The organism is Pseudomonas sp. TH49, from assembly GCF_016650625.1.
Classification (GTDB): domain Bacteria; phylum Pseudomonadota; class Gammaproteobacteria; order Pseudomonadales; family Pseudomonadaceae; genus Aquipseudomonas; species Aquipseudomonas fluorescens_H.
This window is the reverse complement of record NZ_JAEKFL010000001.1, coordinates 3,029,080-3,054,949: the sequence shown is the minus strand read 5'-3', so window position 1 is coordinate 3,054,949 and position 25,870 is coordinate 3,029,080. Positions and strand designations below refer to the sequence as shown.

The 25,870-nt window shown below is 62.1% G+C and carries 15 protein-coding genes; 8 read left to right on the top strand and 7 right to left on the bottom strand.

What is annotated here, in order from left to right; all coding sequences use genetic code 11:
- The first annotated feature begins 113 nt into the window (after positions 1–113).
- Genes JFU48_RS13825 through JFU48_RS13800 form a run of 6 tightly spaced genes read left to right on the top strand, consistent with a single transcriptional unit; the run spans position 114 to position 6,830 of the window.
- Positions 114–839: an RDD family protein gene (locus JFU48_RS13825; protein WP_103486330.1), complete on the top strand. Its 726-nt coding sequence runs from the start codon at positions 114–116 to the stop codon at positions 837–839.
- Positions 836–1,813 (top strand): stage II sporulation protein M, encoded by a 978-nt coding sequence (locus tag JFU48_RS13820; RefSeq protein ID WP_201136737.1) that lies wholly within the window; start codon positions 836–838, stop codon positions 1,811–1,813. Before JFU48_RS13825 ends, JFU48_RS13820 begins: the two co-directional genes overlap by 4 nt.
- Positions 1,800–3,344 carry a DUF4129 domain-containing protein gene (locus JFU48_RS13815; RefSeq protein WP_201136736.1) on the top strand — a complete coding sequence of 515 codons (1,545 nt, stop codon included), beginning with the start codon at positions 1,800–1,802 and terminating at the stop codon, positions 3,342–3,344. The genes JFU48_RS13820 and JFU48_RS13815 overlap by 14 nt, the downstream gene beginning before the upstream one ends.
- A gap of 32 nt (positions 3,345–3,376) precedes the next feature.
- On the top strand, positions 3,377–4,504 hold the full coding sequence (locus JFU48_RS13810; protein ID WP_446739775.1) for a DUF4350 domain-containing protein: 1,128 nt from the start codon (positions 3,377–3,379) through the stop codon (positions 4,502–4,504).
- On the top strand, positions 4,501–5,502 hold the full coding sequence (locus JFU48_RS13805; RefSeq protein ID WP_003227594.1) for an AAA family ATPase: 1,002 nt from the start codon (positions 4,501–4,503) through the stop codon (positions 5,500–5,502). Before JFU48_RS13810 ends, JFU48_RS13805 begins: the two co-directional genes overlap by 4 nt.
- Positions 5,499–6,830, top strand: coding sequence for a DUF58 domain-containing protein (locus JFU48_RS13800; RefSeq protein ID WP_201136734.1), 1,332 nt, complete (start codon positions 5,499–5,501; stop codon positions 6,828–6,830). The genes JFU48_RS13805 and JFU48_RS13800 overlap by 4 nt, the downstream gene beginning before the upstream one ends.
- Before the next feature lie 15 nt (positions 6,831–6,845).
- Here the strand turns inward: JFU48_RS13800 and JFU48_RS13795 are convergent, their stop codons facing one another.
- Genes JFU48_RS13795 through JFU48_RS13780 form a run of 5 tightly spaced genes read right to left on the bottom strand, consistent with a single transcriptional unit; the run spans position 6,846 to position 22,108 of the window.
- Positions 6,846–11,123, bottom strand: a complete 4,278-nt coding sequence (locus tag JFU48_RS13795) for a hypothetical protein (RefSeq protein ID WP_242486639.1) — start codon at positions 11,121–11,123, stop codon at positions 6,846–6,848.
- A complete protein-coding gene (locus JFU48_RS30335) occupies positions 11,116–13,281 on the bottom strand; it encodes a Tc toxin subunit A-related protein (protein WP_342216037.1) in 2,166 nt (721 codons plus the stop codon). The genes JFU48_RS13795 and JFU48_RS30335 overlap by 8 nt, the downstream gene beginning before the upstream one ends.
- A complete protein-coding gene (locus JFU48_RS30330) occupies positions 13,278–15,158 on the bottom strand; it encodes a neuraminidase-like domain-containing protein (RefSeq protein ID WP_342216036.1) in 1,881 nt (626 codons plus the stop codon). Before JFU48_RS30330 ends, JFU48_RS30335 begins: the two co-directional genes overlap by 4 nt.
- Before the next feature lie 49 nt (positions 15,159–15,207).
- Positions 15,208–18,813, bottom strand: coding sequence for a Tc toxin subunit A (locus JFU48_RS13785; protein WP_201136733.1), 3,606 nt, complete (start codon positions 18,811–18,813; stop codon positions 15,208–15,210).
- A complete protein-coding gene (locus tag JFU48_RS13780) occupies positions 18,806–22,108 on the bottom strand; it encodes a hypothetical protein (protein WP_201136732.1) in 3,303 nt (1,100 codons plus the stop codon). Before JFU48_RS13780 ends, JFU48_RS13785 begins: the two co-directional genes overlap by 8 nt.
- 465 nt (positions 22,109–22,573) lie before the next feature.
- On the opposite strand from JFU48_RS13780, the gene JFU48_RS13775 reads away from it, so the two are divergent.
- Positions 22,574–22,948 (top strand): DUF6124 family protein, encoded by a 375-nt coding sequence (locus JFU48_RS13775; protein WP_201136731.1) that lies wholly within the window; start codon positions 22,574–22,576, stop codon positions 22,946–22,948.
- 147 nt (positions 22,949–23,095) lie between these two features.
- On the opposite strand, the gene JFU48_RS13770 is transcribed toward JFU48_RS13775, so the two are convergent.
- Both JFU48_RS13770 and JFU48_RS13765 read right to left on the bottom strand, forming a co-directional pair.
- A complete protein-coding gene (locus JFU48_RS13770) occupies positions 23,096–23,455 on the bottom strand; it encodes a PilZ domain-containing protein (protein ID WP_045122830.1) in 360 nt (119 codons plus the stop codon).
- A gap of 228 nt (positions 23,456–23,683) precedes the next feature.
- Positions 23,684–24,070: a tetratricopeptide repeat protein gene (locus JFU48_RS13765; RefSeq protein WP_003227608.1), complete on the bottom strand. Its 387-nt coding sequence runs from the start codon at positions 24,068–24,070 to the stop codon at positions 23,684–23,686.
- Between the two features lie 172 nt (positions 24,071–24,242).
- On the opposite strand from JFU48_RS13765, the gene pyk reads away from it, so the two are divergent.
- The gene (pyk, locus tag JFU48_RS13760) at positions 24,243–25,694 is read left to right on the top strand and encodes a pyruvate kinase (RefSeq protein ID WP_003227610.1); all 1,452 of its coding nucleotides are present in this window, start codon (positions 24,243–24,245) and stop codon (positions 25,692–25,694) included.
- The last annotated feature ends 176 nt before the right edge of the window (positions 25,695–25,870 follow it).

The window sequence follows — 25,870 nt, the reverse complement described above, 5'->3', positions numbered from 1 at the left end:
ATTCAACTCGCGCGCGCCACACGATGTGCAATACATAGTGATGTCGTTTTCCCCCAAGAGGCTGCTAGCATCGGACAGACCTCGCCTCCCGATCCGGCCCCATCAGGTAGCCCATGCTCGAGAACACAGCAGCGCCACGGAAAGCACCGCTGAACCCGCCACTCGATAGCCGCTATCAAGTGGAAACCCCGGAGGGCATCGACCTGCCGTTGCGCCCGGCCGGGCTGATGGTGCGCAGCCTCGCCTTCGGCATCGACCTGGGCATTCGCGGAGCCATCCTCGGCGTGCTGTTCCTGTTGCTGGCGTTTCTCGGTCAGCTCGGCATGGGCCTGGGTTCGCTGCTGCTGTTTGCCGTCAGTTGGTGGTACATGGTGCTGTTCGAAGTGCTGCGTCAGGGCCGTTCGCCGGGCAAGCAATGGATGGGCCTGCGGGTGATTCACGATGACGGCACACCGATCGGCTGGTCGGCCTCGCTGCTGCGCAACCTGTTGCGTTTCGTCGACCTGCTGCCGTTCGGTTATTTCCTCGGGGCGATCAGTTGCCTGCAGCACCCGACCTTCAAACGCCTGGGCGACATCGCCGCCGGCACCCTGGTGGTCTACAGCGAACGCCCACTCGCACGCCCGCAACTGCCCGACGCCCAGCCGCGTCGCTCGCCCGTCCCGCTCACCCTCAGCGAACAACGCGCCCTGCTCGCCTTCGCCGAACGCCAGGGCGAACTGTCCCCAGCGCGGGTCAACGAGCTGGCCGCGCTGCTCGCCCAGCCGCTGCACATCTCGGCGCCCAAAGCGGTCAGCGAACTCAACGGTATCGCCCGCGGCTTGTTGGGGCCGACATGAAGCAGAGTCTTTTCGAAACTCGCCACAAGGCCGAATGGGAGCGCTTCACGCTGGCGCTCGAACGCCTCGAACATGGCAAGGACACCTCGCAAGTGGCCACTTTCCCCAAGGCTTATCGACGCCTGTGCCAGCATCTGGCGCTGGCACAGGAGCGCGGCTACAGCAGTTTTCTGACCGACTCGCTGCAACAACTGGTGTTGCGCGGCCATCAGCAGCTTTATCGGCACCGCAGTCGCTTCGGCGCCAACCTGCTGGGTTTCATCCTCGCTGACTTCCCCCGGCTGGTGCGCGCCGAATGGCCCTTTGTGCTGGCCGCCGGCCTGGTGTTTTTCGGCAGCCTGATCGGTTTTGCCTTGCTGGTGTATGCCTTTCCTGAACGGGTCTACAACCTGATCCCCGCCGAACAGGTGCGCGAGATGCAGAGCATGTACGACCCGGTGGCCGGGCACCTCGGGCGTTCGGCCGAACGCGCGGCCAGTGAAGACTGGGTGATGTTCGGCTACTACGTGATGCACAACATCGGCATCGCCTTCCAGACCTTCGCCAGCGGTTTGCTGATGGGCGTGGGCAGCGCGTTTTTCCTGCTCTATAACGGCTTGATCATCGGTGCGGTGGCCGGGCATCTGACTGAAATCGGTTTCGGGCAGACGTTCTGGTCGTTCGTGATCGGCCACGGGGCTTTCGAGCTGAGCGCCATTGCCCTGGCGGGTGCCGCCGGCCTGAAACTCGGCTGGGCGTTGATCGCGCCCGGACGCCTGACGCGCGGTGAAGCACTGAAAACCGCCGCGCGCACAAGCGTGCTGCTGGTGTGCGGGGTCATGCTGTTCCTGCTGATCGCGGCGTTCATCGAAGCGTACTGGTCGTCGCGAACCGGGGTCACACCGCCGATCAAATATGCGGTCGGTGCCGCGTTGTGGATCGCCGTGGCGGCCTATCTGCTGTTCGCCGGAAGGACCCGCCATGCGCCTGAGTGATGCCACTGTAGCGATCCGCCCGCGCAGCACCTGGGAAGCCATGGACCTGGGCGTGCTCATGAGCCAGCAGCATCGTCGGCTGCTGATGACCAGTTGGGCCATCGTCACCCTGCCGCTGTTCGTCGTGCTCAGTCTGCTGCTATGGGATTCGCCGTCGCTGGCAGTGTTGATTTTCTGGTGGTTGAAACCGGCCTACGAACGCCTGCCGCTGTACATCCTGTCCAAGGCCCTGTTCGGCGAAACGCCCACTCTGAAACAGGCCCTGCGCGAATTTCCGCGACTGCTCAAACCACAACTGCTGGCCAGCCTGACCTGGCGCCGCCTGAGCCTGAGTCGAAGTTTTCTGCTGCCGGTGGTGCAACTCGAAGGCCTCGACGGCACCGCCCGCCAGCAACGCTTACAGGTGTTGCTGCAACGCAATGCCGGCGCCGCGCAGTGGCTGACGATCATCGGCATGCATCTGGAGACCGCGCTGTGGATCGGCCTGATGGTGCTGTTCTACATGCTGCTGCCACAGCAGATTGAAACCGACTGGGACTGGCAATCGCTGATCCTCGACGCCGATCATCATTGGCGTTGGCTGGAACACCTGACCAACGCCTTCTACGCGCTGGTGCTGGTGGTCTGGGAACCGATTTATGTCGCCTGCGGTTTCAGCCTGTATCTGAACCGGCGCACCGCACTGGAAGCGTGGGACATCGAGTTGGTATTCCGTCGTTTGCGCCAGCGCCTGAACAGCAGCGCTCTGGGTCTGCTGCTGGCGGTCTGTCTGTGGCTGTCGGCGGTGCAACCGGTGTGGGCGGATGCCCCGGCCAACGCCCCGGAGGCGCCACGCCTGCTGCACCAACCGCTGACCAGTCAGGCTGCGCACGACAGCATCAAGGCGCTGCTCGAACAACCGCCGTTCAAGAACAAGGAAAGCGTGACCCGCTACCGCTTTGGCGACGACCCGGCCACCCCGGCCGAGGGCAAACCCGGCGAGCCACCGCAATGGCTGAAAACCCTGCTCGGCTGGCTCGACGGTCAACGCTTCAATGCCTTGGCGGTGTTGATCGAAGTGCTGCTGTGGGGCGCATTGCTCACGGCCGTCGGCTGGCTGATCTGGCGTTACCGCGAGTTCCTGCGCACCTTCGTCAGTCGCCGGACGAAGTTGCCCGCCCGTGTCAGGCCACCTGCGCCGCAACAAGCATTTGGTCTGGACCTGACCCCGCAATCCTTGCCCGACGACATCGCTGCCAGCGCCGAACAACTCTGGCAGACCCAGCCGCGCGCGGCGTTGGGCCTGCTCTATCGCGGCTTGCTCAGCCGTCTGCTCCAGGATTTTGCCCTGACCTTGAAACCTGCCGACACCGAGCATCAGGTGCTGCTGCGGGTCGAGCAATTGCAGCGCCCTGAACTGCTGGCGTTCAGTCGCACCCTGACGCTGCACTGGCAGAACATGGCCTACGGGCACCGCGTGCCGGCGGCACATCTGCAACAGGAACTGTGTGACGGCTGGCGCGCCTTGTTCGAGCAGGGAGCGCGCGCTTGAACCGGCGCAACGCGTGGCTGCTCGGCGGGCTGATGGTCGTCCTGCTCGCGGCGTTGAGCGTTTATCTGTACCTCAAGGCGCGGCCCTATCAGGAAGTGATCGATCACGGCCCCTCGCCCCAGGCGCAGGCCAATCCTTATCTGGCGGCAGAAATGTTTTTGCGCGAGCGCGGCCTCAACGTCGGCCACGCCGAAACGCTGGCGGTGCTGCCCGACATCGATCCGCGTCGGCACACCCTGCTGTTGTTCGGCGAACGTTCGCGCATGACCCCGCGGCAGGTCGATCAGGTGTTGAACTGGGCCCGTGCCGGTGGGCGGCTGGTGTTCGTCGCCGAAGCCTTGTGGGATGAGCAGGCCAGACAAAGCGCTGACCTGTTGCTGGATCGGGTGCAGTTGCACCAGTCCCTGAGCAAGGATCTCAAGGAGCCGCCGGCGGAACTGGCCGATGATCCGTACCCGAACCTGACCAAACTTTATCTGGAAGACGAGGACGCGCCGGCCTACGCCGGTTTCGACACCGCGTTCCATCTGGAAGACCCGAAGAATCTCGCCCAGGCCTGGGCCAACAGCGCCAAGGCCACGCACATGATGCAACTGGCGTACGGCCTCGGCTCGGTCACCGTGGTCACCGATGCCGAGCTGTGGAAGACCCCGGCCATCAGCAAACACGACAACGCCTGGCTGCTCTGGTACCTGAGCGCCGACACCGACGTCACGCTGATTTTCAACACGCTACACGAGGGGCTGCCGAGCTTGCTCTGGCGTTACTTCCCGCAAGCCATCGTCGCCCTGCTGGCGCTGATCGGTCTGGCCCTGTGGCATCTCGGCGTGCGCCACGGGCCTTTGCAGGCACGCGCTCAGCGTGGCCGTCGCCAGTTGCAGGAACACCTGCGCGCCAGTGCCGATTTCATCCTGCGCCACAACGGTCAGCACACGCTGTTGCAAGCCCTGCAACAGGACGTGCTGCGCCGCGCCCGCCGCCGGTATCCCGGTTTCGACCAATTGAACGTGGCCGAGCAATGGCTGGTGCTGTCGCGCCTGACCCGTCAGCCGACCCGCGCCATCAGCCAGGCCCTGAGCCCGGTGTCGAAACAGCGCATAAGCAGCGCTGATTTCAGTCGCCAGGTGGCCCACCTGCAAACCTTGAGGAACACGCTATGAGTGAACAGATCGAGCCCGGCAGCGCCAGCCACGCCGCCCAGCAACGCCAGCGTGCCAGCCAGTTGGCGCAAGCGGTGCGCGGCGAATTGCAGAAGGCCCTGATCGGCCAGAACAGCGTGATCGACGATGTGCTGACCGCGCTGATCGCCGGCGGCCACGTGCTGCTTGAGGGCGTTCCGGGGCTGGGCAAGACCTTGCTGGTGCGGGCGCTGGCGCGTTGTTTCGGCGGCGAGTTCGCGCGCATCCAGTTCACCCCGGACCTGATGCCCAGCGACGTCACCGGCCACGCGGTGTACGACCTGCACACCGAGCAGTTCAAGCTGCGCAAGGGGCCGCTGTTCACCAACCTGCTGCTGGCCGACGAGATCAACCGCGCCCCGGCAAAAACCCAGGCGGCGTTGCTCGAAGCGATGCAGGAGCGCCAGGTCACCCTCGAAGGCCGGGCGCTGCCGATCGCCCAGCCGTTCATGGTGCTCGCCACGCAGAACCCGATCGAGCAGGAAGGCACTTATCCATTGCCGGAAGCCGAACTCGACCGCTTCATGCTCAAGGTGCGTATGGATTACCCGGAAGCCGAGCAGGAGCTGAACATGGTGCGCCAGGTCAGCCGCTCGACCCGCGCCGACATGCTCGACGTGCAGCCGCTGCGCACCGTGTTGCAGGCCAAGGACGTGCAGGCCCTGCAACGCATCGCCAGCGACTTGCCGATCGACGATCAAGTGCTGGATTACGCGGTGCGCCTGGCGCGCAGCACCCGCTCCTGGCCAGGCCTGACCCTCGGTGCCGGGCCGCGTGCCTCGATTGCGCTGGTGCGTTGCGCCCGCGCCCGGGCGTTGCTGCGCGGCGGCGAGTTCGTGATTCCCGATGACATCAAGGGCTGCGCGCTGGCAGTGCTGCGCCATCGCGTACGGGTGGCGCCGGAGCTGGACATCGAAGGTCTGCCGGTCGATCAGGTGCTGCAGCAATTGCTCGACCAAGTGCCGGCGCCGCGCCTGTGAAACCGTCACGCCTGCTGCTGATCTGGCTCGCTGTTCTGCTGGCCGGCGGCACGCTGCTGGGCACCGTGCAGGCGCTTGACATCCCGACCCCCGCCAGCCTTTCGGCGATCAACTGGGGTTTGCTCCTCGCTCTGCTGGTGCTGGCGATCATCGATGCGTTACGCCTCAGACGCTTGCCCTCGCCGCGGATCAAACGCCAGATGCCCGGCAATCTGGCACTGGGTCGCTGGAGTGAAGTACGGCTGCAGGTCAGTCACGATTTCACTGAGCCGGTCGCCGTGATGATGTTCGACCACGTGCCACAGGGTCTGAGTTTCGAAAACCTGCCGCTCCCGGTCGAGCTGCAACCCGGACAATTCAGCGAGGTCGGCTACCGCTTGCGTCCGCTCAAGCGCGGTCACTTCACCTTCGGGCATTGCGAAATCAATCTGCCCAGCCCCTTCGGCTTGTGGACAGGCCAACGCCTGCTGGAAGTGAGCAGTGATATCCGCGTCTACCCGGACTTTGCAAAGCTCTACGGCGGGCAATTGCTGGCGGTGGACAACTGGCTGAGCCAGCTCGGCGTACGTCAACGCCAGCGTCGTGGCCAGGGCCAGGAATTTCATCAGCTGCGTGAATTCCGCGAAGGCGACAGCCTGCGCCAGATCGACTGGAAAGCCACCGCCCGCCAGCGCACGCCGATTGCGCGCGAGTACGAAGACGAGCGCGACCAGCAGATCATGTTCCTGCTCGACTGCGGCCGACGCATGCGCAGCCAGGATGACGAGCTGGCGCATTTCGACCATGCGCTCAACGCTTGCCTGCTGCTCAGCCACGTGGCACTGCGCCAGGGCGATGCGGTGGGGTTGTGCACGTTCGCCGTCGATCAACCGCGTTATCTGGCGCCGATCAAGGGTTCCAGTCAGCTCAAGGTCCTGCTCAATGCCGTCTACGATCTCGACAGCAGTCAGCGTCCTGCTGACTATTCAACGGCGACCCATCATCTGTTGGCCCGCCAGAAGCGCCGGGCGCTGATCATTCTGCTGACCAACCTGCGTGACGAGGACGACGAAGATCTGCTCGCCAGCGTCAAACGTCTGGGCCAGCAGCATCAAGTGCTGGTGGTCAGTCTGCGCGAGGAAACCCTCGACCGCGTGCGCAATTCCCCGGTTCAGACGCTGCCCGAAGCCCTGGCCTACTGCGGCACCGTGGACTACCTCAATGCCCGGGCCGAACTGCATGAGCGCCTGGCCGCTCACGGCGTGCAGGTACTGGATGTGCGCCCCGGCGAGTTGAGCACGGGGCTGGTGAACCGCTATCTGAGCTGGAAGCGTGCCGGCGTTATCTGATCAAACGATGAGTCCTCAGAAATCCAGCGCTAATTCGTACAGTTGACTGCTCATCCCTATTTCAATGCCCGCGTACACCCTGGTGCCCGTCTGGAACTGAATGTCGATGGAGGTTCTGCCATCCTCGCCCGTGATCGTCGACCCGAGTTGCGAGTTGTCCAGACGCCAGAACACTGTTTTGCGTGCCAATGGCACTTGGCGTCCATCGGTAATAAGCACCTGGAAAACGCCCGCGCTTAATTTTTTCATGTCGCTGATGCGCGCCGAGTCCGGCCCGACCACCTCGATATCGATTGATCTCGAGTAGGGGTAATCGACAATGGAACTTGTCAGCGGGAAGACGCCTGGCTCATTCGCCAGGAAGTTACTGGCGGTGGATCCGCCATCAGGCCCTGTGACGGAAGACTTCCGGCCACCGGCAAAATCCCAAACGACGCCGAGCCCGCCCCAACCGCGCCCATCGTCAGATCTGACCACCGTGACCTGCGCTGAAAACTGTTGCCGGGGATAGACCACTGTGCGATCAGCCGAAAACCTTTGGATGATCGGGCCGTTTTCAACAGCCAGCGCCAGCAGCGCGTAGTCCCACCCGCCCTCGCCGCCCCGCACTGTCGCGGCCAAGGCCCGGATGCCGGAGGTATCAAGATTGAACCGTACGATCGCCCGGCCTGCGGCATCGGTGACTGTCGAAGGAAGGGCAACCTCCGCAAACGTCCACATGACCTCAACGCCGCTGAGCGGCTGCCCTCCAATCGCCGAGACAATCGTCGCTTGGGCGAGCACTTGCGCACCGGGATAAACCGCAGATTCCAGCATGATGAGCTCACTGATTTTCCGCGGTTCCTCGAGCGTATACGCCAAGGCAATCGACTCTGAATGCAACGTATCCCCCACCGTAGCCGTCAGCATGGAGGCACCTGGAATCTGCGGTTTGAACTGCACCCTCGCCATGCCGTAAAAGTCAGTCAGACTGGTCAACGTTCCCAGCTCTGTATTGCGCCAGGTCACCACGACTCCGGCGATGCCTTGACCGGTGATGGATGAGACGACCCGGACCTCTTCGACGAGTGTCTGTCCCCACTCCAGCACTTGCTGAACGATGCTGCTGGCGAGCAGTTTGAGCACTTGCTCGCCGGTGCCCAGCGACATCGCATTGGCCGGTGACAGGCTGGCCAGACGCGCGGCGCTCAGGCGCAGGGCGAACCCTCCATCCATGAGATCGGCGCATCGCAGCGTGTAGCGAAAACCAAGTGCCGATGGCTGACGGGGGACACCCAGTGCGGGCTCGAATGTCAGCCCCAGTTGCGCAGGCCCGGTGCCGGTCAGCCCCAGCGTCAGCTCCTGCTGCAACAGCGGACTGTCCTCCTTGATCAACAACTCGAGCACGTGATTGCCCGAACGCCGCGGGAAGTAGGTGCGCGCGCCCCAGGTCTGCTCGAGATGGCCATCGAAGCGCACGCTGACACCTTGCCAGGGATCACTCGCCAGCGCCGTGACCCTGAGTTCGCGCTGCTCCTGGTAATTATCGAAACGGCTGAGCAGCTGTGCCACGACCTGGTGCTGACCTGCGGAGGTGGGTGCCAGGGCAAAACCCGACCAGCCGAACGCATCGGTATCGACGACCTGATCTGTATTGGCGGCGTGCCAGCGCACCGCGACGCCTGTCACTGGCTCGCCGGTAAACGCTGACACCACTTGCACCCATTGCCAGGCGGCATCCTGATTGATCACCGGATCGACCGGGGTTTCGCGCCAGCCTTCAATCCTCACTTTATTGTGATCCAGCTGCATTGCATTCACTGGCGTTGCCCGGGCCAATCCAGGCAGGCGCAGCTGCAGTGAAAATTGCCCCGCAGCGGCACTGGCGGCGAAATCCAGCGTCCACCCGGTGCCGCCATCGGCGAGGGTCTGCGCCAGCTCAAGCGCCGGCTCGACAACGGCATTCAGGTCTGCGGGTGGCGTGCCCTGCCACTCCAGAAAGGCCTCAAGTCCCACCAACGGACTCAACGGGTTGGGCAGGAATCTGAGAACGTGCCGCGCGCCAAGACACGGATAGAACATCGACTCGCCCGGCGTGCCGGGTACCTGATCGAGCATCACCGACAGTTCTTGCGCCAGATCAGTGGCAATCAGGCGTCCGAACAATTCCCGTGGTACCGAAATGTAATTCACCGACAACTGCAACGCGAACAGGCTGCTGAGACTGCTGCCCTGCTGTGAACTGAACGTCCACTCAAGGCCTGCGTCGGTCAGGATTCTGGGAACGCCGAGGTCGCTGACCGACAGCCCGATGTGCGGATCCTCGCCCCGCCAGTCCAGGGTGATGGAATAATCGATGAGCGGACTGCCGGGGTTCGGCACAAGTTTCAAGGTGTGCGCTGTGCCCTTCCAGCACAGCAGCCCCAACTCGACCAGATCCACCTCGACGTCGTCGAACAGAATCCGCACCTCGCGCTTCCACGGATTGCTCGCCAGTGCCCTCACTGCGAACGCTCGCTGCGTCACGACAGCCTCGGCATGCGCACGCACACGGGCGGTCACCACGTGCTCACCGGCTCGGCTCGGCTGATAGAGCACGCTGGCCCAGCCGCCACTGCCACTCACCGTCGAGATCGTGCCCTCGGGCGTGTCCCAGTCCACCAGCGCATGGTTGACCGGATCACCATCACCGCTGGTAAGCACATGCACCACTTGCACCCGCAGCAGGACGCTTTCGTCCTCATCCACCACCGGAAATTTATTCGCTTCCTGCACGGCGCCGATGCGCACCACATTGCGCGCCAGCGACATCGGCTTCCAGTCCGAGGGCAACAGCAGTTTCGAACAGCGCAGTTGCAACTCGAAGCGACCATCGAGCTGATCGTCGCAGGTCAGGACCCAGTTCAAGTCCGTTGCGCCGACCGCCACCGGTTGCTCCAGCTGCGGCTGCACCTGCACGCCCAACTGTCCGGCAGAAGTGCCTTGCCAATGCAGCGCCAGCGTCGTCGCGCGCAACACTGGCGGCACCCGCACCTTCAATGGATACGTCGAACCCCGGTTGGGATAACCGGTCTTCTGCGCCCAGGGCAAGGCATTGTCCTCGACCACTGCCAGCAGGTCTGCCCATGGATCGGTCGCCAAGACCTGGACCTCCAGGTTCGTGGTTTCAACCCCGGCGGCATAGTAGGGACTGGCCACCGACGCCTCGATGGCGAACGTGCCTGCGGCTTTGGGCCGATAATCGAGGTACGCCCAGCCCTCGGCATCGGTGGATGCCGTCCCGACAATCTCCTGCCCTTCGCTCGTCCAGGTCACGGTGCGCCCGGCCAGATACTGGCCGGTGTAAAACGAGGCCACCCGAACCCCGAGGCGCACCGATTGCGCGAGTTCCAGCACCGGGTAATACGCGGCCTCCAGCACATCGCTGAACACCAGGCGGTGATGCCCCAGCGAAACCTCGATCGGGTACGGTTCGGCGCTGTACTGGTTGACCAGACTGGCCGTGAACACAAAGGGCTCCTGACCTTCGAGCAGCGGGCAATACAGCGTCCACAACGATTCGAGTGGCTGCGCGACGCCCCAGTCCGGTGTTGCGCGCACGGCGCCTTGCGGATTGTCGTCGCTGATCAGGGCGACCGGGGTGTACTGCCACGGGCTGTCGGGTGCGGGCACGCATTCGAACTGATGCTGGAAGCTGCCGTCGGCGCCCAGGCACAGATACAGCGGCGCGTTCGCTGACAGGTGCTCACGATCCAGCACAAATCTGTGCGGCACCAACGGTGCCAGGTGTATCCCCAGATGAATGCGGGTGATGCAGACCTTACGGTAATACTCCTCAGGGTTTTCGTTCACCGGCGAGATCACGGTGACGCGAATCTTCTGCTGGCGCGGCAGCGGCAGATCGAGCGGAATGTTGTAACTGACTGGCACGAAGTCCAGAGGCTGTCCGCTGTCGATACGAGCCAGTCGCTCCGGGTTGCCCGGCGGCAGGGGAATTTCAGCCAGTGGCGCGCCCTCCAGCGTGGTGATGCTCAGCGTGCCCGGATTGGCGTGGCGCGTTTCACACAGGAAACTCAACACATAACGGGCGCCGGAGCCTTGCTCGACAGGCAAGGTGACCTCCTGCGTAGCCGTGCCCCGATTGGCGGCGGCAAGGAACTTGATCATCGTGCCGTCGTAAAGCTCCCCCGCGATCACCACCTCCGCCGTGTTGCCGCCCTTTGTCCAGCTACTGAAACCTTCGTTGAAGTCACCGTTGAGTATCAGGCTTTGATTGGCCTCGATGTCCCGATCAACCATGTCCCGATCAACCATGATTGCCTGCTCCTTTGCCGTTACGTGGCTGACGCGAAGCCATGGTCCGGGTGACCAGATCCTTGACCGCCAGAGTGAAAGTCGGCTCGCCGGCTTTCGCCGTATAACGCACGCGCACGATGATGTCGGTGACCGAGTTGAGCATCGACGCCTGCGGCTGGTTTTTCGGCCACGGAAAGTTCAACTGCCAGCGCGACACCGCTCCGGTGTTCTCGAAGGGGTTGAGCAGACCTTCGTCCGGTCTGATCGCCGTCATGCCGTTGTCGGCCAGGCCCACCGACAGGCCGATCTGCTGGCCGCTGCGCAGATTGAACTGCACATCGGCCGGAGCGACTTTGCCTGTGGGCTGATGCAGATACGCCACCGACGCTGCCGAAGCCTTGGTTGCGGTCTTGCTGCCGATCTGCAACAAGGTGGCCTGGATATCCTCATACGGCCCGACCAGCACCGCCATATCGACTTCGAGCAGATTGAGCAGCCGGCAGTATTCCCCCGGATGGTCGCGGTCGAACAGCAACTGCGTCAGCTGGAACTCCAGCGTGCCCTTGTCGATCAAGTCGGCCAGCGCCTGAGCCCAGTCAGCAAACCCGGCCTGCGGATCGCTGGCATCATCGAACAGGCGACGCAGCGACACCGTCTTGACCCGTTCCAGACGCCGCTCATGGCTTTGCAGGTACTGGCGATCCATGCGCAGCAGGTACTCGCGCAGATGCTCGCCGGCCGTCAGCCCATGGCGATTGTCCTGCCAGACCCGCGGCAACGGATCGCCGACCTCATATTCACCGGTTTCGGCGCTCAGCGCCGCGCGAGCACTCAGGCACAGGCTGACCACCGCATCGTAGGCCTGATAGTGCAACGCCTTGAGCTGGCCCAGCAGCCAGCCGAACAGCTCGGCGTTGCTGGCGCGTTTTTTCAGGAAGTTGTACAGAGACTGCGCTTGACTGTTGCGGCGCAGGGTCTGTTCGAGACTGGCCCTGGCGGCGCCCAGCGCGAACGTCTGCGCGTTGAGCTGTTCATCGATGGCTCGCACTTCCGCCCGTGCCTGATCGCGCTGCAGTTCCCATTCCCGGCGGCGCAGGCGATAGCTCTCGATCAGTGCCTGTTTTTCGGCGTCTATCTGCATGCCCGTGGCGTTGATCTGCAGGCCGAAGACCAGCGCATTGGCGATCGCGTCGAAGCGCATGCCGCCGGAGGCGACGCCGAATATGCACGGCCCGACGGCCAGCGCCGCACCACCACTATTGATCGCCATCGTGCCGAAATTCAGCCATTTGGCCGATTGCAGTTTTTCCATGACCTCATATTCGGTGTCGGTAATGTGCTCATCGAACCAGGCCTGGAACCGGTCGGCGCGCTCCTGCGCCATGCTGCGACTCTGGCTCAACGCCGTCACCTGAGCCTGCTGCTGCTCGAGCGACTGCTCCTGAACCGTGCGGGCGTACGCCTCCAGTTCGCCCAGATATTCCTGCTGAATCTCTTCCAGTTCGGCGCGGTCGCGTTGCTCGATCAGGCGCAAGACCTGATTGCCGTATTCCTGCAAGGTCTGCACCGCGCGCAACGCCGCTTCATAGGTGACGCGCCAGCGAAACGCGCCAACCACCAGACGGCCGCCCATCGGGCGTGGCGCACCACCGCCGCTGGCCAGGTCACGGAGCAATTGATCGGGATCGGTCGGCGGACTGAACAGCGGCACATCCAGCGGTTTGCCGTCCAGGGTCAGGTTGTTACGCAAGTTGTTCAGGCGCTGGACTGGCAAGTCGAACAGCTCCAGCAACTGCTCGTTGATCGGACACTTGAACGGTTCGTTCGCCAGCAGCCCCATCAGCGGCGGGGCATCGGCGGCCGGTGGCACATCGGCCAGAGAAAACACCAGCTCCTGCTCGAACTTTTCCAGTGCCGGACGCGTTGCGCTCTTTGCCAGCAACGCTTCCACGCTTTGCGTCTCCCAACGGGTGACGACCGTTGCAGACGGTGCCTTGCCCATGAGGAATTCGGCCTGCACGTAACACAGCTTGGCTGCCACCAGCGCATCACGGGTGAGTTGCCGGTAATACCAGTCACCCCAGGCGACGAGGTTTTTCACGTACTCGCTGAACACCAGAATCTGATAGTGCCGCGGGCTGGCGTAGGCGATGGCATCCGGATCGGTCAACCTCACGGCCTCGCAGCCGGCATTCCCCGCCGCGACCACGGGCGGCAGCGCCAGTAGTCGGGTCTCTGCGGCTCGCTCGTGTTCGCTCTTGCCTGGGGATCGAACAGGTGATGCAGCCAGTTCTGCGCTTCGAGAAAACGATCCTCGGCCCGCAAGCGCGTCGCCACCAGATGCGGCAGATGGAAGAACAGCTCCCAGAAGAACAGACCGTTGGCGCCGTCGAAGGCCCCGTTGGGCTCGCTGATCGTACCGTCGGCCGGTGGCGGCTCCGCGAGAAACTGGCTGTCCCACTCGAGCACGGCATCCACGGAGATCTGGCTGCGCTCGACCAGTTCCGGGCCGAACAGGGAATTCAGACGCGCGAGTTGCAGCATGCCTTCTTGTCTGAAGGCGATGAACTGCGCCGCATCCAGCGAATTTTTTACCAGTGTCGGCGCGGGGAAACGGCGCAGTCTGGTGAACTCCACGGTGAATCTCTTGGTGCCTTGTGCAGTGTTACTCAGGGTGAAATCGAATGACGAGACAAAGCCTCCGGTCGAACGCTTTAGCGTCATCCAGTCAGTGGCCCAGCCGCCAGAGGTGGACTTTATGACTTTAACCTCGTCGGGATCCTCACCCGCGCCACTGTGGAACGTCAGCTTGAACTCTACGTCGCTGCCGGCGGCTCGCGTCTTCTCTCGGCACAGGCCCCTGACCCACAGAAAATCCTGGTTGTCCACCTCGTTGAACACCACCTGCAAGGCGTAGTAAGCCGTCAGTGCTTTGTCGTCCTGACTCTTTACCGTCACCGTCGGCTGACTCTTCGAGGTCAGCGGATGCTGGACGATCAACTGATCGGTGAAACGGTGTTCCGCCAGGTAATCGAGCCAGCTGCCGTCGTCCTCGGGCAGCGGGCGAAACAGCACATCGCGTGTCGCATGGACCTTGAGCACCCCGGTGCCGTTGATCAACAACACCCCCAGACGCCCCTTGGGGTGCTGCGCATCCGCCAGCGTGGTCGCAATCAGTCGTGTGTCCTCGCCGAGGTCATTGGCCTCAATGGTGCTTTTCAGACTCAGAGGCGCCGACCATTCGCCGCTCTGATTCATGAACGCCAGATTGATATCCAGCTTGTACGGCACGTCCTGCGCCTCTTCCCGCTCACGCCACTGCGCCCACACCACGCACAACCGCCCGCCCCAAAACACCGGCCGCAGATCCAGCACCTTGCCGGCCACCGGAATGTCCACTGGTTGCCATTCACCCCAGGCGGCCGGATTGATCGCAGTGCCGCCAGCCGTCAGTTCGATGTCAGCCTTGCGCCAGAAATACTGGAACGGCTGCACCCGCTGACGGCCAATAAAATAGTAGGTCGCGCGCGTGGCCGAGTCGGTGTCCAGACACGCACTGATCACGTCGAGGTTGCAGGTCTGCTCGAACGTCTTGAGATAATTCTGCAGGGCACGTTGCACCGAGTCGCCGTTGAGGCGCGTCTGGTTCAGGTCATTCTCGAGGGTTTTGAACAGCCCGCTCTTGCGTTGCCGGACAAACGGATTGATGTAGTTTTCCGGGTACACCGCAATCATCGACAACGCCGCCCAGTCGGGGAAATTGCTGTACAGCTCCCAGAGTTTCAGATGCTCCTTTTCGAAGTCGACCTCGGCGTAGCCTGGCTCGAGCTTGCGGTAGGCGGCATGGATGAATTGCTGGGCGCAACTGGTCGCCTCGGCCACCCATGAGCTTTGCACCGGATAGTTGTCGAGTGGGTCCAGGCGCAACAACTCGAACAGGTCTTGCGGCGTTTTCACGAAGGCGTATTTGCTCTTGGCGACGTGACCGATGCAGTACTCCACCAACGCGGTACGACGTTTTTCCAGCAGTTCAGCCAGGTTGCGCTGAGTCATGGTCGGTTTCTCCTGAGGACGGGCATCCACGCGCCCTCAACGAACGGCTTCATCGGGTGGTTGGCGCGAGGAACGTGATGGCGTCGAACTCGACCATCCTGTTGCTGGCATCGCTCAGGGCTGTAATCGTGAATTCTCCGCCGGTCGGGCTGGAGACAAAGACCCGCGTAACGCCCTGCGCATCGGTCTGACTCTGCACTGGCCGGAACACCAGAACCGCTGAAGGATCCTTGCTCTCGCCGTTCCAGCGCACCGGGCGATGGCGGCCGGGGTTTTGGTAGTTGTCGCGCAGGCTCGCATACAGCTCGACCTCCAGCCCTGCCGGCACCGGGTCCACGGGCACCTGAGCCATCATCGAAGGCGGGAAATCCAGGGTCGCGCTATCGTCGAGAACCTGCAGCGGCGGCGCCTGTTGGGCGTCGATCAGATCCAGCCAGAACAACGGCACCTCTCGCCCCATGACCTTGCCCGGCACGTAATCGACCTTCAGCACGCCGTCGGCATTGGTAGCGGAAGTCGCAACCGTGCCCAAAGTGGTCTGCCAATACACGTAGACCCCTTTCAACGCCTTGTCGGCAGCGTCCTTGAGCGTCACGGTCAGGACGATTTTGTCTGCCGGCTTGTTGGCCACCACCTCGGTCTTGTCGACGGTGCAGGTCATGCTGACGAGGGGTTCAGGCACTTCGTCAGCGAAAGACACCAACGGGGTGCGCGTCTCCGAAATGCTCAGCAAGGCGCGCTCGGCGGCAATTGCATAAGCACTCTTGTCGACCGTTTCCGGCAGGGTTCCCAGCAGGAAAATCGTCAGGGCGTCCATGCCGCTGTGTTCGGCCAGGACGCGAATACGCATCAGCAAGTCGAGTTGGCTGAGGGTCTTCAGGATCGCGTCGTCCGCCCCCACGCGGCTGACGCACTCACGCACTTCCTGCACGCTCCAGTCAAAGAACGCCGCGAGGCGCTGCACGGCCGCCTGCTGGGCCAGTCGCAGCGCATCTACGCTGATGGAGCCGGGCAAGGCATGAACCTGGCGCAGATAGTCGAGGAGTTTGTCCGCCGGCTGCTGGCTCAGCTCGAACGCCCGGGTCAGCACGCTCAGGTAATACAGAGTGCGCATCGACAGCAGGTGACGGTCGTCCTGATCGATCCAGGCCTTGTGCCCGTATTGCAAAAAGTCTTCGAGCAGGCGCGCGCTCAGGTCCAGCTTGCTCACCACCGCACTGCGCCGTCGCAGATCGGCCAACAGACTCAGCAACGGATCCGGCTGCTCCGAGGCACGTGCCTCCAGTGCTTCGCGCTCGGCGCGTTCGAGCACCTGCGACAACAACTGATACACCGAGGACTGCGCCCAGCTCAGCACCCGCAGTGCCCGCTCGGCATCAAGTCCGGTGTACACCGTCAGGCATTCCCGGGCGACCGAGACTTGTGCTTCCCGCGCCTGCAACAACACGTTCAGCATGCGCTCGCCAATACTCGCAAGCGTGTCGGCGTCGACCTCACCGAGCCCGTCCTTGATGGCCTGATCGAGTTTTTCCCGGGCAAAATTCAGGTAGTCCGCTTCGGGCAACGACGAATTGACGATCAGTCCGGAAGCGTCGACCAGGTCACCGAGAAAATGCAGCCAGTCCAGGCCTGGCTGCAAGGGCACCCCCGCCGCCTGCAACCCGGCATTGCTGAACAGTGCCGAAGGCAGCAGATTGCGCAACTGCTCGAACAGGCTCCGCTCCGCCTCGGAGGCAACCGCCAATGCCTGAAGCGGCGATACCTGTTGCAATACCCATTGCACCGGCAGGTCGCGCTCCCTGCACCAGGACACGCAAGAGTGCAGCGCATAAATCAGGTTGAGCGCGTCCGGAACACTGTCGTTGTCACTGCGCTCGATGATGCGCGGTTTGCCTGCCAGCCCATTGAGCCAGTTCTCGCCGCCCAGCAGGGTCAGCATCAGCCCCCCTTCGACCGGCGTAATACCGAGCAGCCGTGGCAATTTCACCAGGCGGTAAAAACTCGAAATCACCTCCGGGGTACGTGTGAGCTGGTCACCCAGTCCATGTGCCCGAGCAATGACCACCGCCAGATAAGCGTAGGTCTGCAGGTCGATGTTCAAGCCACTGCACAACTGGCTGACGGTCAGGTCGGTCACGCCTTGCCCCGGCAGCACGGTAAACAATCCCTTGTCCAGCAACAACGGCTGACGGTAGCTGCCCTGACTGTTGAAAGTACGGTCGAACAGCGAGAGCACCGGGCCACGGCCATAGAGTGACAGGTCATCGATAAACGCCGCAAAGTCCTCGGCCGGGCAGTCATAACGCTCGCGCAGTGACTGGAACAGGCCCACGGCATGCACCGTGTGGGTGGAAATCCACCAGGGGAATTGTGGCGACTTACCGCGTTTTTCTGCGTTGATCGCCGCCACCAGCAGGGCATCGACCTGTTCGGGCGGCAAGCCCAGCCATTGATCCAGACGCAGTTTGCGGTTCATGCGTTCGTAGCGATCGATGCGGACCGGGTCCTCGGTCAGACGATGCGAAAGCGCTGCACCGTTGAAGTTGATGCTCAGCGCTGGAGATTCGGCAGCATTGAGATACACCGAACCGCTCAGCTGGCTCTCGTCACCCGCCAGTGGCGCGCTTGCGGCGTAGGTGACATGGGCCGAGCGTGTCGGGGCGAACTCGCGAATCGACAGCAAGGCTTCGAGGTCTTGCGCGCTCAGGCGGGTGCGTTCACCGAAAAACGGTACTTGATTGAGGTTCTGCCAATCCAAATTCCCCGCGCCAAAATTGTGCAGGTAATACGCCTCTCTCTCCTTCTCCACGTCCGGGGTGGGGGCTTGCGTCAGTAACTCACGCTGGTACGGCCCCAGCCGCGAGGCATGGCTCAGGGCCCGCCCGGCATCGTTGTCCCAGGCCTCGGGCTGTAGAAAATACGGATAGGCCAGATCCACCATGTGCGCAAAGTTGCCCACCGACATCCCCTGCTGACGGGCGGCGAAATCCAGCGTGACCCAATGCTGGTAATAAGGCAGGCCGTTGGGGTAGCGGGCGGTGATCAGTGCGTCTTCGAGATCCGTGTCCTTGTCCTTGTTTTCCTCGATGAACGTTTCCAGCACCGGCACGATGATGTCCAGCGCCGAGATCGACTGATGCACCGCACTGAAGTCGACCTGCAGACGCTTCAGGTCCTGGCGACGATCATGCAAATCCAGCTTGCCCTCTTTAGCCTCGGCAAAGATCCAGTCCCGGATCCAGCGCAGCAACTCGATCAGATAGGCCACCGGCGATGCGATCGATTCCAGTGCCTGCGGCGGGCACAAATCGCCGAATCCCGGGCTGAACAGTTGCTCGAAACTCGGCCCGTTCACCATCGACAACAGCCCACTGTCAGGACGCGTGAGCTGGGTGGCCGAACCGCGCAACGTGTGTTCAATGAACTGGCGCCGCACGAAAACCGCCAGGGCGTTGGCTCTGCGCAGAAACGCCTGGGCGTCCTCGGGCTGCAGCTGATAGTCCCGGACCAGCCCGCGCACGCCGCGCTCCACCAGCGGAAAAATCGAACCGCCGCTCTCAAGGTAAATGGAAAGATCGGCGTAGGTCTTGCGTTGTTCGGCATCGAACACCTGCGACAGCAATTGTTCGACAGGGCGAATCACAGGCTCATTCATGGCCGGCTCCCGGTGGGGTTGCGATCTTGTCAAAACGTCCGCTCTCGACCCAGTCGGACAGGGTCGAGCCATCCGCGCCGTCGGTGACGGTCTGCTGGAAGCGGCACCAGTGGCCACCGGCGCGCAGGCCTTGTCCACCCTGGCTGCGCCAGCCTTGCGCGGTGACGGCGATGTTGGCGCTGAGAATCTGTCCGGGGTCGTACCAACTCACCACCTGACCCACTCCCGCGCGGCCGGTGCCGGCCAATTCGAACTGTCCTGCAACCCAGGCGCCTGCCGCCGGCTCATCAATCCCGGGCAGATAAGTGCCAAGTAATACCGGGTGCGCAACGGAAGCGTCCGACTCGTAGCCGTCGCGCGAAGAGACCGCTTGCAGGTTGTACCGTCCAGCCGCCTGACTCAGCACAAGCGTCAGCGTCCAGGTGCGATCCTCAAGCACTGGGGCGCTGCCCAGTACCGAGCCTTTGCTGTTCGTCAGTGACGCCGTCACTGTGTCCTCCGGATCGCCGAACCCGGACACCACCACGCTGCGACCGACAAACGTGTCCCGTCCCGGGCTTTCGATAAACGGTGCGGCCGGCACCACGCGGTAGGTGAGCGAAGGGCTGTCCTTCGACTCCCTGTTATCAAGGAATTGCCTGGCCTTGAGGGTGTAGGTGCCGACCGGCAGCACCACCTCGGCCTGCCATTGGCCCTCGGCACTGACCGGTATTTTATCGAGCAGCGGTTCCGGCACCCCTTCACGCCAGACCGACACCTGGCCATAGGGATCGCCGGTTCCCGAGAGCATGGCGGTGCGCGGCAGGGCCTGACCCGGTGCCGGCACCTCGATGACGGGCGGCAGCAGCACCACGTCGAAAGTGCGCACATCGCTGCGCGCTGAAGGCCGGTCGCCGATGGTTTGCGTGGCATCGATCTGATAGGTGCGAAATTCCAGCCCGCTCAGTTCAACGAACCATGCACCCTGACTGGTCAGTTGTTTCGGCGCGCCCAATGCCCAACCGAACTGGGCATCACGCAATTGCAAGGTGGCGCCATTGAACCCCTGTTCGCCACGCACGAGCAGGGTGCGACCGGCCTCGGTGTTTTCCGCAGGTTCGGTGATGAGCAGTTTTTCCGGACTGACCCGGAAGGTTTGCGAGGCCGCCGGCGAAGCATTGCCGGCGACGGTCTGGATCACCGTGACGGTATGCTCCTTGTCCGGCGCAAACCCGACCGGGCGTTTGAAGGCCCAGTTGCCACTGGCGCCATCGGGCTCATGCACGGTGGTGTCATCGCTGTAGGTCAGCCTCAGTACTGCGCCGGGCCAGCATCTGCCGGAGATTTTCGGCGACAGCCCGTCGTCCTCGATGACGCTGATCTGCGGCGCCACTAACGGCACGCTGATGGTCATCTCCACCGGGTCGGATTCCAGGCTGCCGTTCTTCTGAACCACGAGCACGACCTTGGTCGTGTTCGGCTCCCAGGGGCTTGCAGGCCGCGTCGTCCAGTTCTGCGATGTTACCGTTGCCGGCGGCGCCAGTTGCGCACCGGTCACCTTGTCCGTCACCACCACCGTCGCCCCGTTGATGCCCTTGCCGGTGAGGATCGGGATGTAGTCGACAACGCTGAAGCCCAGGTCGAACGGTGCCGGGTAACGATCGATCTTGACCGTGTATTCCACCGGCTCCGACTCGGCGTTACCCAGTGTCTGCACAAACAGCACCGTGCGCGTCGAACCTGGCGTCCAGGGCGCATTGGCCGTGGTCGACCAGCCCTGAGCGGTGACCAACGCTGCCGGAGCCAGCGCCGTGCCGTCAGCTTTATCCTTCACCAGGACCGATGCCCCCGCTATGCCCTTTCCGTAGAAGGTCGGTCTGTATTCGTTCACGGTATGGGTAATGTCAGTGGGCGGCAGCAGCTTCGAGGAAGCGGTGAACCGATACGCCTGCGACAGGATATAGCCTCCAACGTTGTCCCAGACTTTTTGCACAGCCGTCAGCTCGTAGGTACCGATGGGCCAGTTCTGTGAAGTGGTTTTCCAGGTGCCTGCGCTCACGACCACGTCAGGTGGCGCTGTTGCACCTTGCGGGCCACTCACGATCGTGATCTCGACCGTGGCGCCGGTGAAACCGGTACCTGAGAACTCGACGGTGGTGAGGGATGGGTAGGTGACGTTGACAGCCGTCAGTTCGGGCGGGCGGACTTTGAATGTTCGCGCGTCACTGCGCCCGGACGCCTGATTTTGATACGTTTGCTCCGCCGCAATTGTGTAACGACCCGGTGGCAGTTGTTGGGAAGCGTAGGTGCTCCACTTTTTATCCAAGCCTACCGATGCCCTGCCAACGACTTCCGTGGTTCCGTCGCGATAAACGATCACGGATGCCCCAACTGCCCCTTCACCTTCGAACAAGGGTGTACGAGTTACATAGGCGTCTGTGGCAGGAGCCAGAATAACGGGAATACCAAACTCTACGACGGTGATCGGCACCTCATTCGACCATCGCAGAAATTGACTGGAAGTCCTTGCCTCGGCCACCAGAACAATTCTGCGAAATGGAAGTGCTACGTTCAGTTTCACGTTGAATCGATTGTTTTCAACCGTGCCGCTGCCGTATAAAACCACCCCGCTGCCAGCTTCATAGATCCGTATTTCCGTGCCGTTATGCCCGTCACCGGAAATCATCGGCATACGGTCATTGACCAGCACCGCATCTTTTATTGGTGAAGTGATTACTGTTTTTTTGGCAACAGTAATCGTAACCAGCGCCGAATTGTCAGAACGCAGTGAGTTGACAATCTGAACGCCGCCGAACTGGTGTGTTCCTTCCTCAAGATTATCGACTTGAACCGACCAACTGCCGCTCTCCGAAGCAGTTCCTCTCCAGGTTCTATTGTTAGGCACCCGGTATAGCTCAATGCCGGCGTTAGGATAGGCGCCGCTCCCGGATATGACGGGATCGGGCCCCACTAGCGCCGGAGGTGGGCTCAGGGTTATGGGGTTGAGAACACGAAACTTCCCGGAGAACGCCCACTCCGACCACGTAGCTTGCGCATCGAACTGGGTATGTATTTCGCAGTCCGGCCCCTGATCAAGGTCATCAACAGTGAACTCGTAGTAGTAACCCCTGTGCGTGCCGGTGAGTTCCCGCTTGAATTGCGGGTTATAGATATGAGCCTTCCATTTGCCATTGCGATTGATCGGGAAGTTGCAACGGACGCTTAGAGGCAGCTTTTGCAGGGTTCCTGACAGCGGAACGGCGAACGTGGGGGCCGCCCATGACTGTATGACGGGATCGTCTGGCTCGTCGCTCATGGCAGGTGCACTCCTGGTCTGTCTGATGGGCTTTATCTTGCTTCGCGTTGTACCGCCGTAGAGGCGTAAGCCACACCTGTAAAATCTGACAGTGCCGACGAGTGGTAGTGTTTCGTCGTGGTGTATTTCGTAGTGTTTCTCCGACTGTTCAAGAGGCTACAACGCCTTGCGCCTTTGCCTACAGATCCGCCAGAATCCGCCGGCTTGTGCGCTTTGCTGATGCCCCGTAACGTAGTCCGTGCCGCTGCCAATCAGTGGTCGGGTTTAGTCGTCCGGGGATTCAGTACGTTGCGTATAAGCGTCATCAAGTCGGGTATTCCCTATCCCCGCACTCGATGGTGGCTGTTCGCAGGGCGCCCTCGGGCGCGCCGGTTTACGTACTCCCGGTCGACTAACCTGCTTACAGCCGCCACCCTCTCGTTTAGTCGCGAGCAAGGTCATGGCCTTAACGACGAGTACGAAATCATGTTCAAACCAACTCCAAATCCACCCGAAACAAATCCTGCCGATACCTCGCCCTACAAATCCCCCGATTCACGAAAGCTCCACGAAGCCGCCGAGCGTGCCCTCGATCACTACCTCAAACCTGAATCGCCCTCGCGCAATTCCGTGGATCGCGGCATGCAGATGTTCCGCGTTGCCCCCGACCTCAATCCCGAAGCCATCGCCATCCAGACCTACGAAACCTTTTCGTCGGTGAGCATTCTGCTGCTGGATCTGGCGGACAGCCTGGAAGACAAACCCCGGCATCTGGCGATGGCGATTTATCAGTTGAGCGAGATGGGGTTGTTGCTGGCGGAGAAGACGCTGGACAGTGAGCGGGCGATTGCTCTGGGTTAGCCTATAGACAGATGTTGTCTGTGGTGACGCGTTCGCGGGCAAGCCCGCTCCCAAAGGGATTGGCGGTGTGTACACCTCCTGTGATCAACACCGGACACTGTGGGAGCGGGCTTGCCCGCGAAGGCAATAGACAGAGCGCCGCAGACGTCAGGCAGACGCCGGCAGAGGCTGAAAACTGAAGTACTGCTTCAATGCCCGCACCAGCTGCGCATATTCCGGGGGCGGGCGCTGCAGGCTGAACCCGGCGTCGTAATGCAGGGGGGTCGCGTCTTCGTGGCACCACAGGCAGCACGCATTGAGGTCGATCACCTGTTGGCAACCATCGCTGGCGGGGATTTTCAGACGCAGATGGAATTCGGCACCGATCATCATCGGCAACTGGCTGATGAGCATCAGCCCGTCTTCAGACACGTTGCCCAGAAAGCCGATGGGTTTGTCGGTGACGCTGTTGAACACTCTGAGGAAGTACGGCAACTGATGCCGTTCGATTCGGCGGTCGGTAAACATGCGCAGTTCGCCATGCAAGGCTCCATCACAGAGCCGCACCTTTGCTTCGGAACGCGCCTGTATGGCAGCCGCGCTCTCCCCGCTTCCGGTGGGATGGTCGCCAATACGCCATCGCCTCAACAACGACCAGTCGCAGGTGTTGCCCCGGTTCAAAGTCAGGCTCCGAACCGGATCACTGGACTATAGCTCAGCTTGTACAACAGGCCAGATTTTGTATGACAACCACCCTCAGAAACGCTGTGCCGGTACCACCGCTGCCGAACTGCGGGTCGGATAATGGCCCAGGCTCTGCAGGGTTTCCAGGCGCGCACGGGCGCGGAAGGCGTATTCGCTGGTAGGGTACGAGGCGATGATGAACTGGTAGGTCTGCGCCGCGTCGATGTACATTTTTTGCCGTTCCAGGCATTGGCCGCGCATCATCGACACTTCCGGCCACACATAAGGACGCGCCCGGCTGTCGCGTTCGACCTTGGACAGTTCGAGCATCACCTGCTCGCAATTGCCCCGGTCATAGGCGCTGTAGGCGTTGTTCAGATGGTGGTTCATCGCCCAACGGGTACATCCCGTGGCGGCAAGGGCGCTGAGGGCAAGGGCGGCAATGGGCAACAATCGCATGGGGGTTCTCCTGTCTTGAGTTCTGTATCGACCCCTGGTCGGAAATCTTCAGGCGCGTTTGTCCCAAAGTTGCCACGTTCAATAAAGAAAACGATAAGTAGTGCATTCGAACAATGACTACACCCTCGGAGCATAGTAGCCTTCGCTGGCGCTTGAACTCAGGAGTCTTTGCATGTCCGTCCGTCGTACCAAAATCGTCGCTACCCTTGGCCCGGCCAGTAACTCGCCGGAAGTTCTCGAACAGCTGATTCTGGCTGGTCTGGACGTCGCCCGTCTGAACTTCTCCCACGGCACCCCCGACGAGCACAAGGCTCGCGCGAAGCTGGTGCGTGACCTCGCCGCCAAGCACGGCCGCTTCGTCGCCCTGCTGGGTGACCTGCAAGGCCCGAAAATCCGTATCGCCAAATTCGCCAACAAGCGCATCGAGCTGAAGATCGGTGACAAGTTCACCTTCTCCACCAGCCATCCGCTGACCGAAGGCAACCAGCAAGTGGTCGGCATCGACTACCCGGATCTGGTGAAAGACTGCGGCGTGGGCGACGAGCTGCTGCTCGACGACGGCCGCGTGGTCATGCGCGTCGAAACCGCCACCGCTACCGAACTGCACTGCGTCGTGACCATCGGCGGCCCGCTGTCCGACCACAAAGGCATCAACCGTCGCGGTGGCGGCCTGACCGCGCCGGCCCTGACTGAAAAAGACAAGGCCGACATCAAGCTCGCCGCCGAAATGGAAGTCGACTACCTCGCGGTGTCCTTCCCGCGTGACGCGGCCGACATGAACTACGCCCGTCAACTGCGCGACGAAGCCGGCGGCACTGCCTGGCTGGTGGCGAAGATCGAACGCGCCGAAGCCGTGGCCGATGACGAAACCCTCGACGGTCTGATCAAGGCTTCCGACGCAGTGATGGTTGCCCGTGGTGACCTCGGTGTGGAAATCGGCGACGCCGAGCTGGTGGGCATTCAGAAGAAAATCATTCTGCACGCACGCCGCCACAACAAAGCGGTGATCGTCGCGACCCAGATGATGGAGTCGATGATCCAGAACCCGATGCCGACCCGCGCCGAAGTGTCCGACGTGGCCAACGCCGTGCTCGACTACACCGACGCCGTGATGCTCTCGGCCGAATCCGCTGCCGGTCTGTACCCGCTGGAAGCCGTTCAGGCGATGGCGCGCATCTGCGTCGGCGCTGAAAAGCACCCGACCAGCAAGACTTCCAGCCACCGTATCGGCAAGGAATTCGAGCGCTGCGACGAAAGCATCGCCCTGGCGACCATGTACACCGCCAACCACTTCCCGGGCGTGAAAGCGATCATCGCGTTGACTGAAAGCGGCTACACCCCGCTGATCATGTCGCGCATCCGTTCTTCGGTGCCGATCTACGCGTTCACCCCGCACCGCGAAGCCCAGGCTCGCGCGGCGATGTTCCGTGGCGTGTACACCGTGCCGTTCGACCCGGCCTCGCTGGCGCCGAACGAAGTCAGCCAGAAGGCAATCGACGAGCTGGTCAAGCGCGGCGTTGTAGAAAAAGGCGACTGGGTCATCCTGACCAAGGGCGACAGCTACCACACCACCGGCGGCACCAACGGCATGAAAATCCTGCACGTGGGCGACCCACAGGTCTGAGTGATTCGCTGAAAAAACAAAGCCCCGGCATGTGAATGCCGGGGCTTTTTGCATTCTGATCCTGAGGTTTTATTGGCCGACCCGGCCTCTTCGCGAGCAAGCCCGCTCCCACAGTGGGAATGCATTCCAATTGTGGGAGCTCACTGGCTCTGACAGGGAAATGCATTCCAATTGTG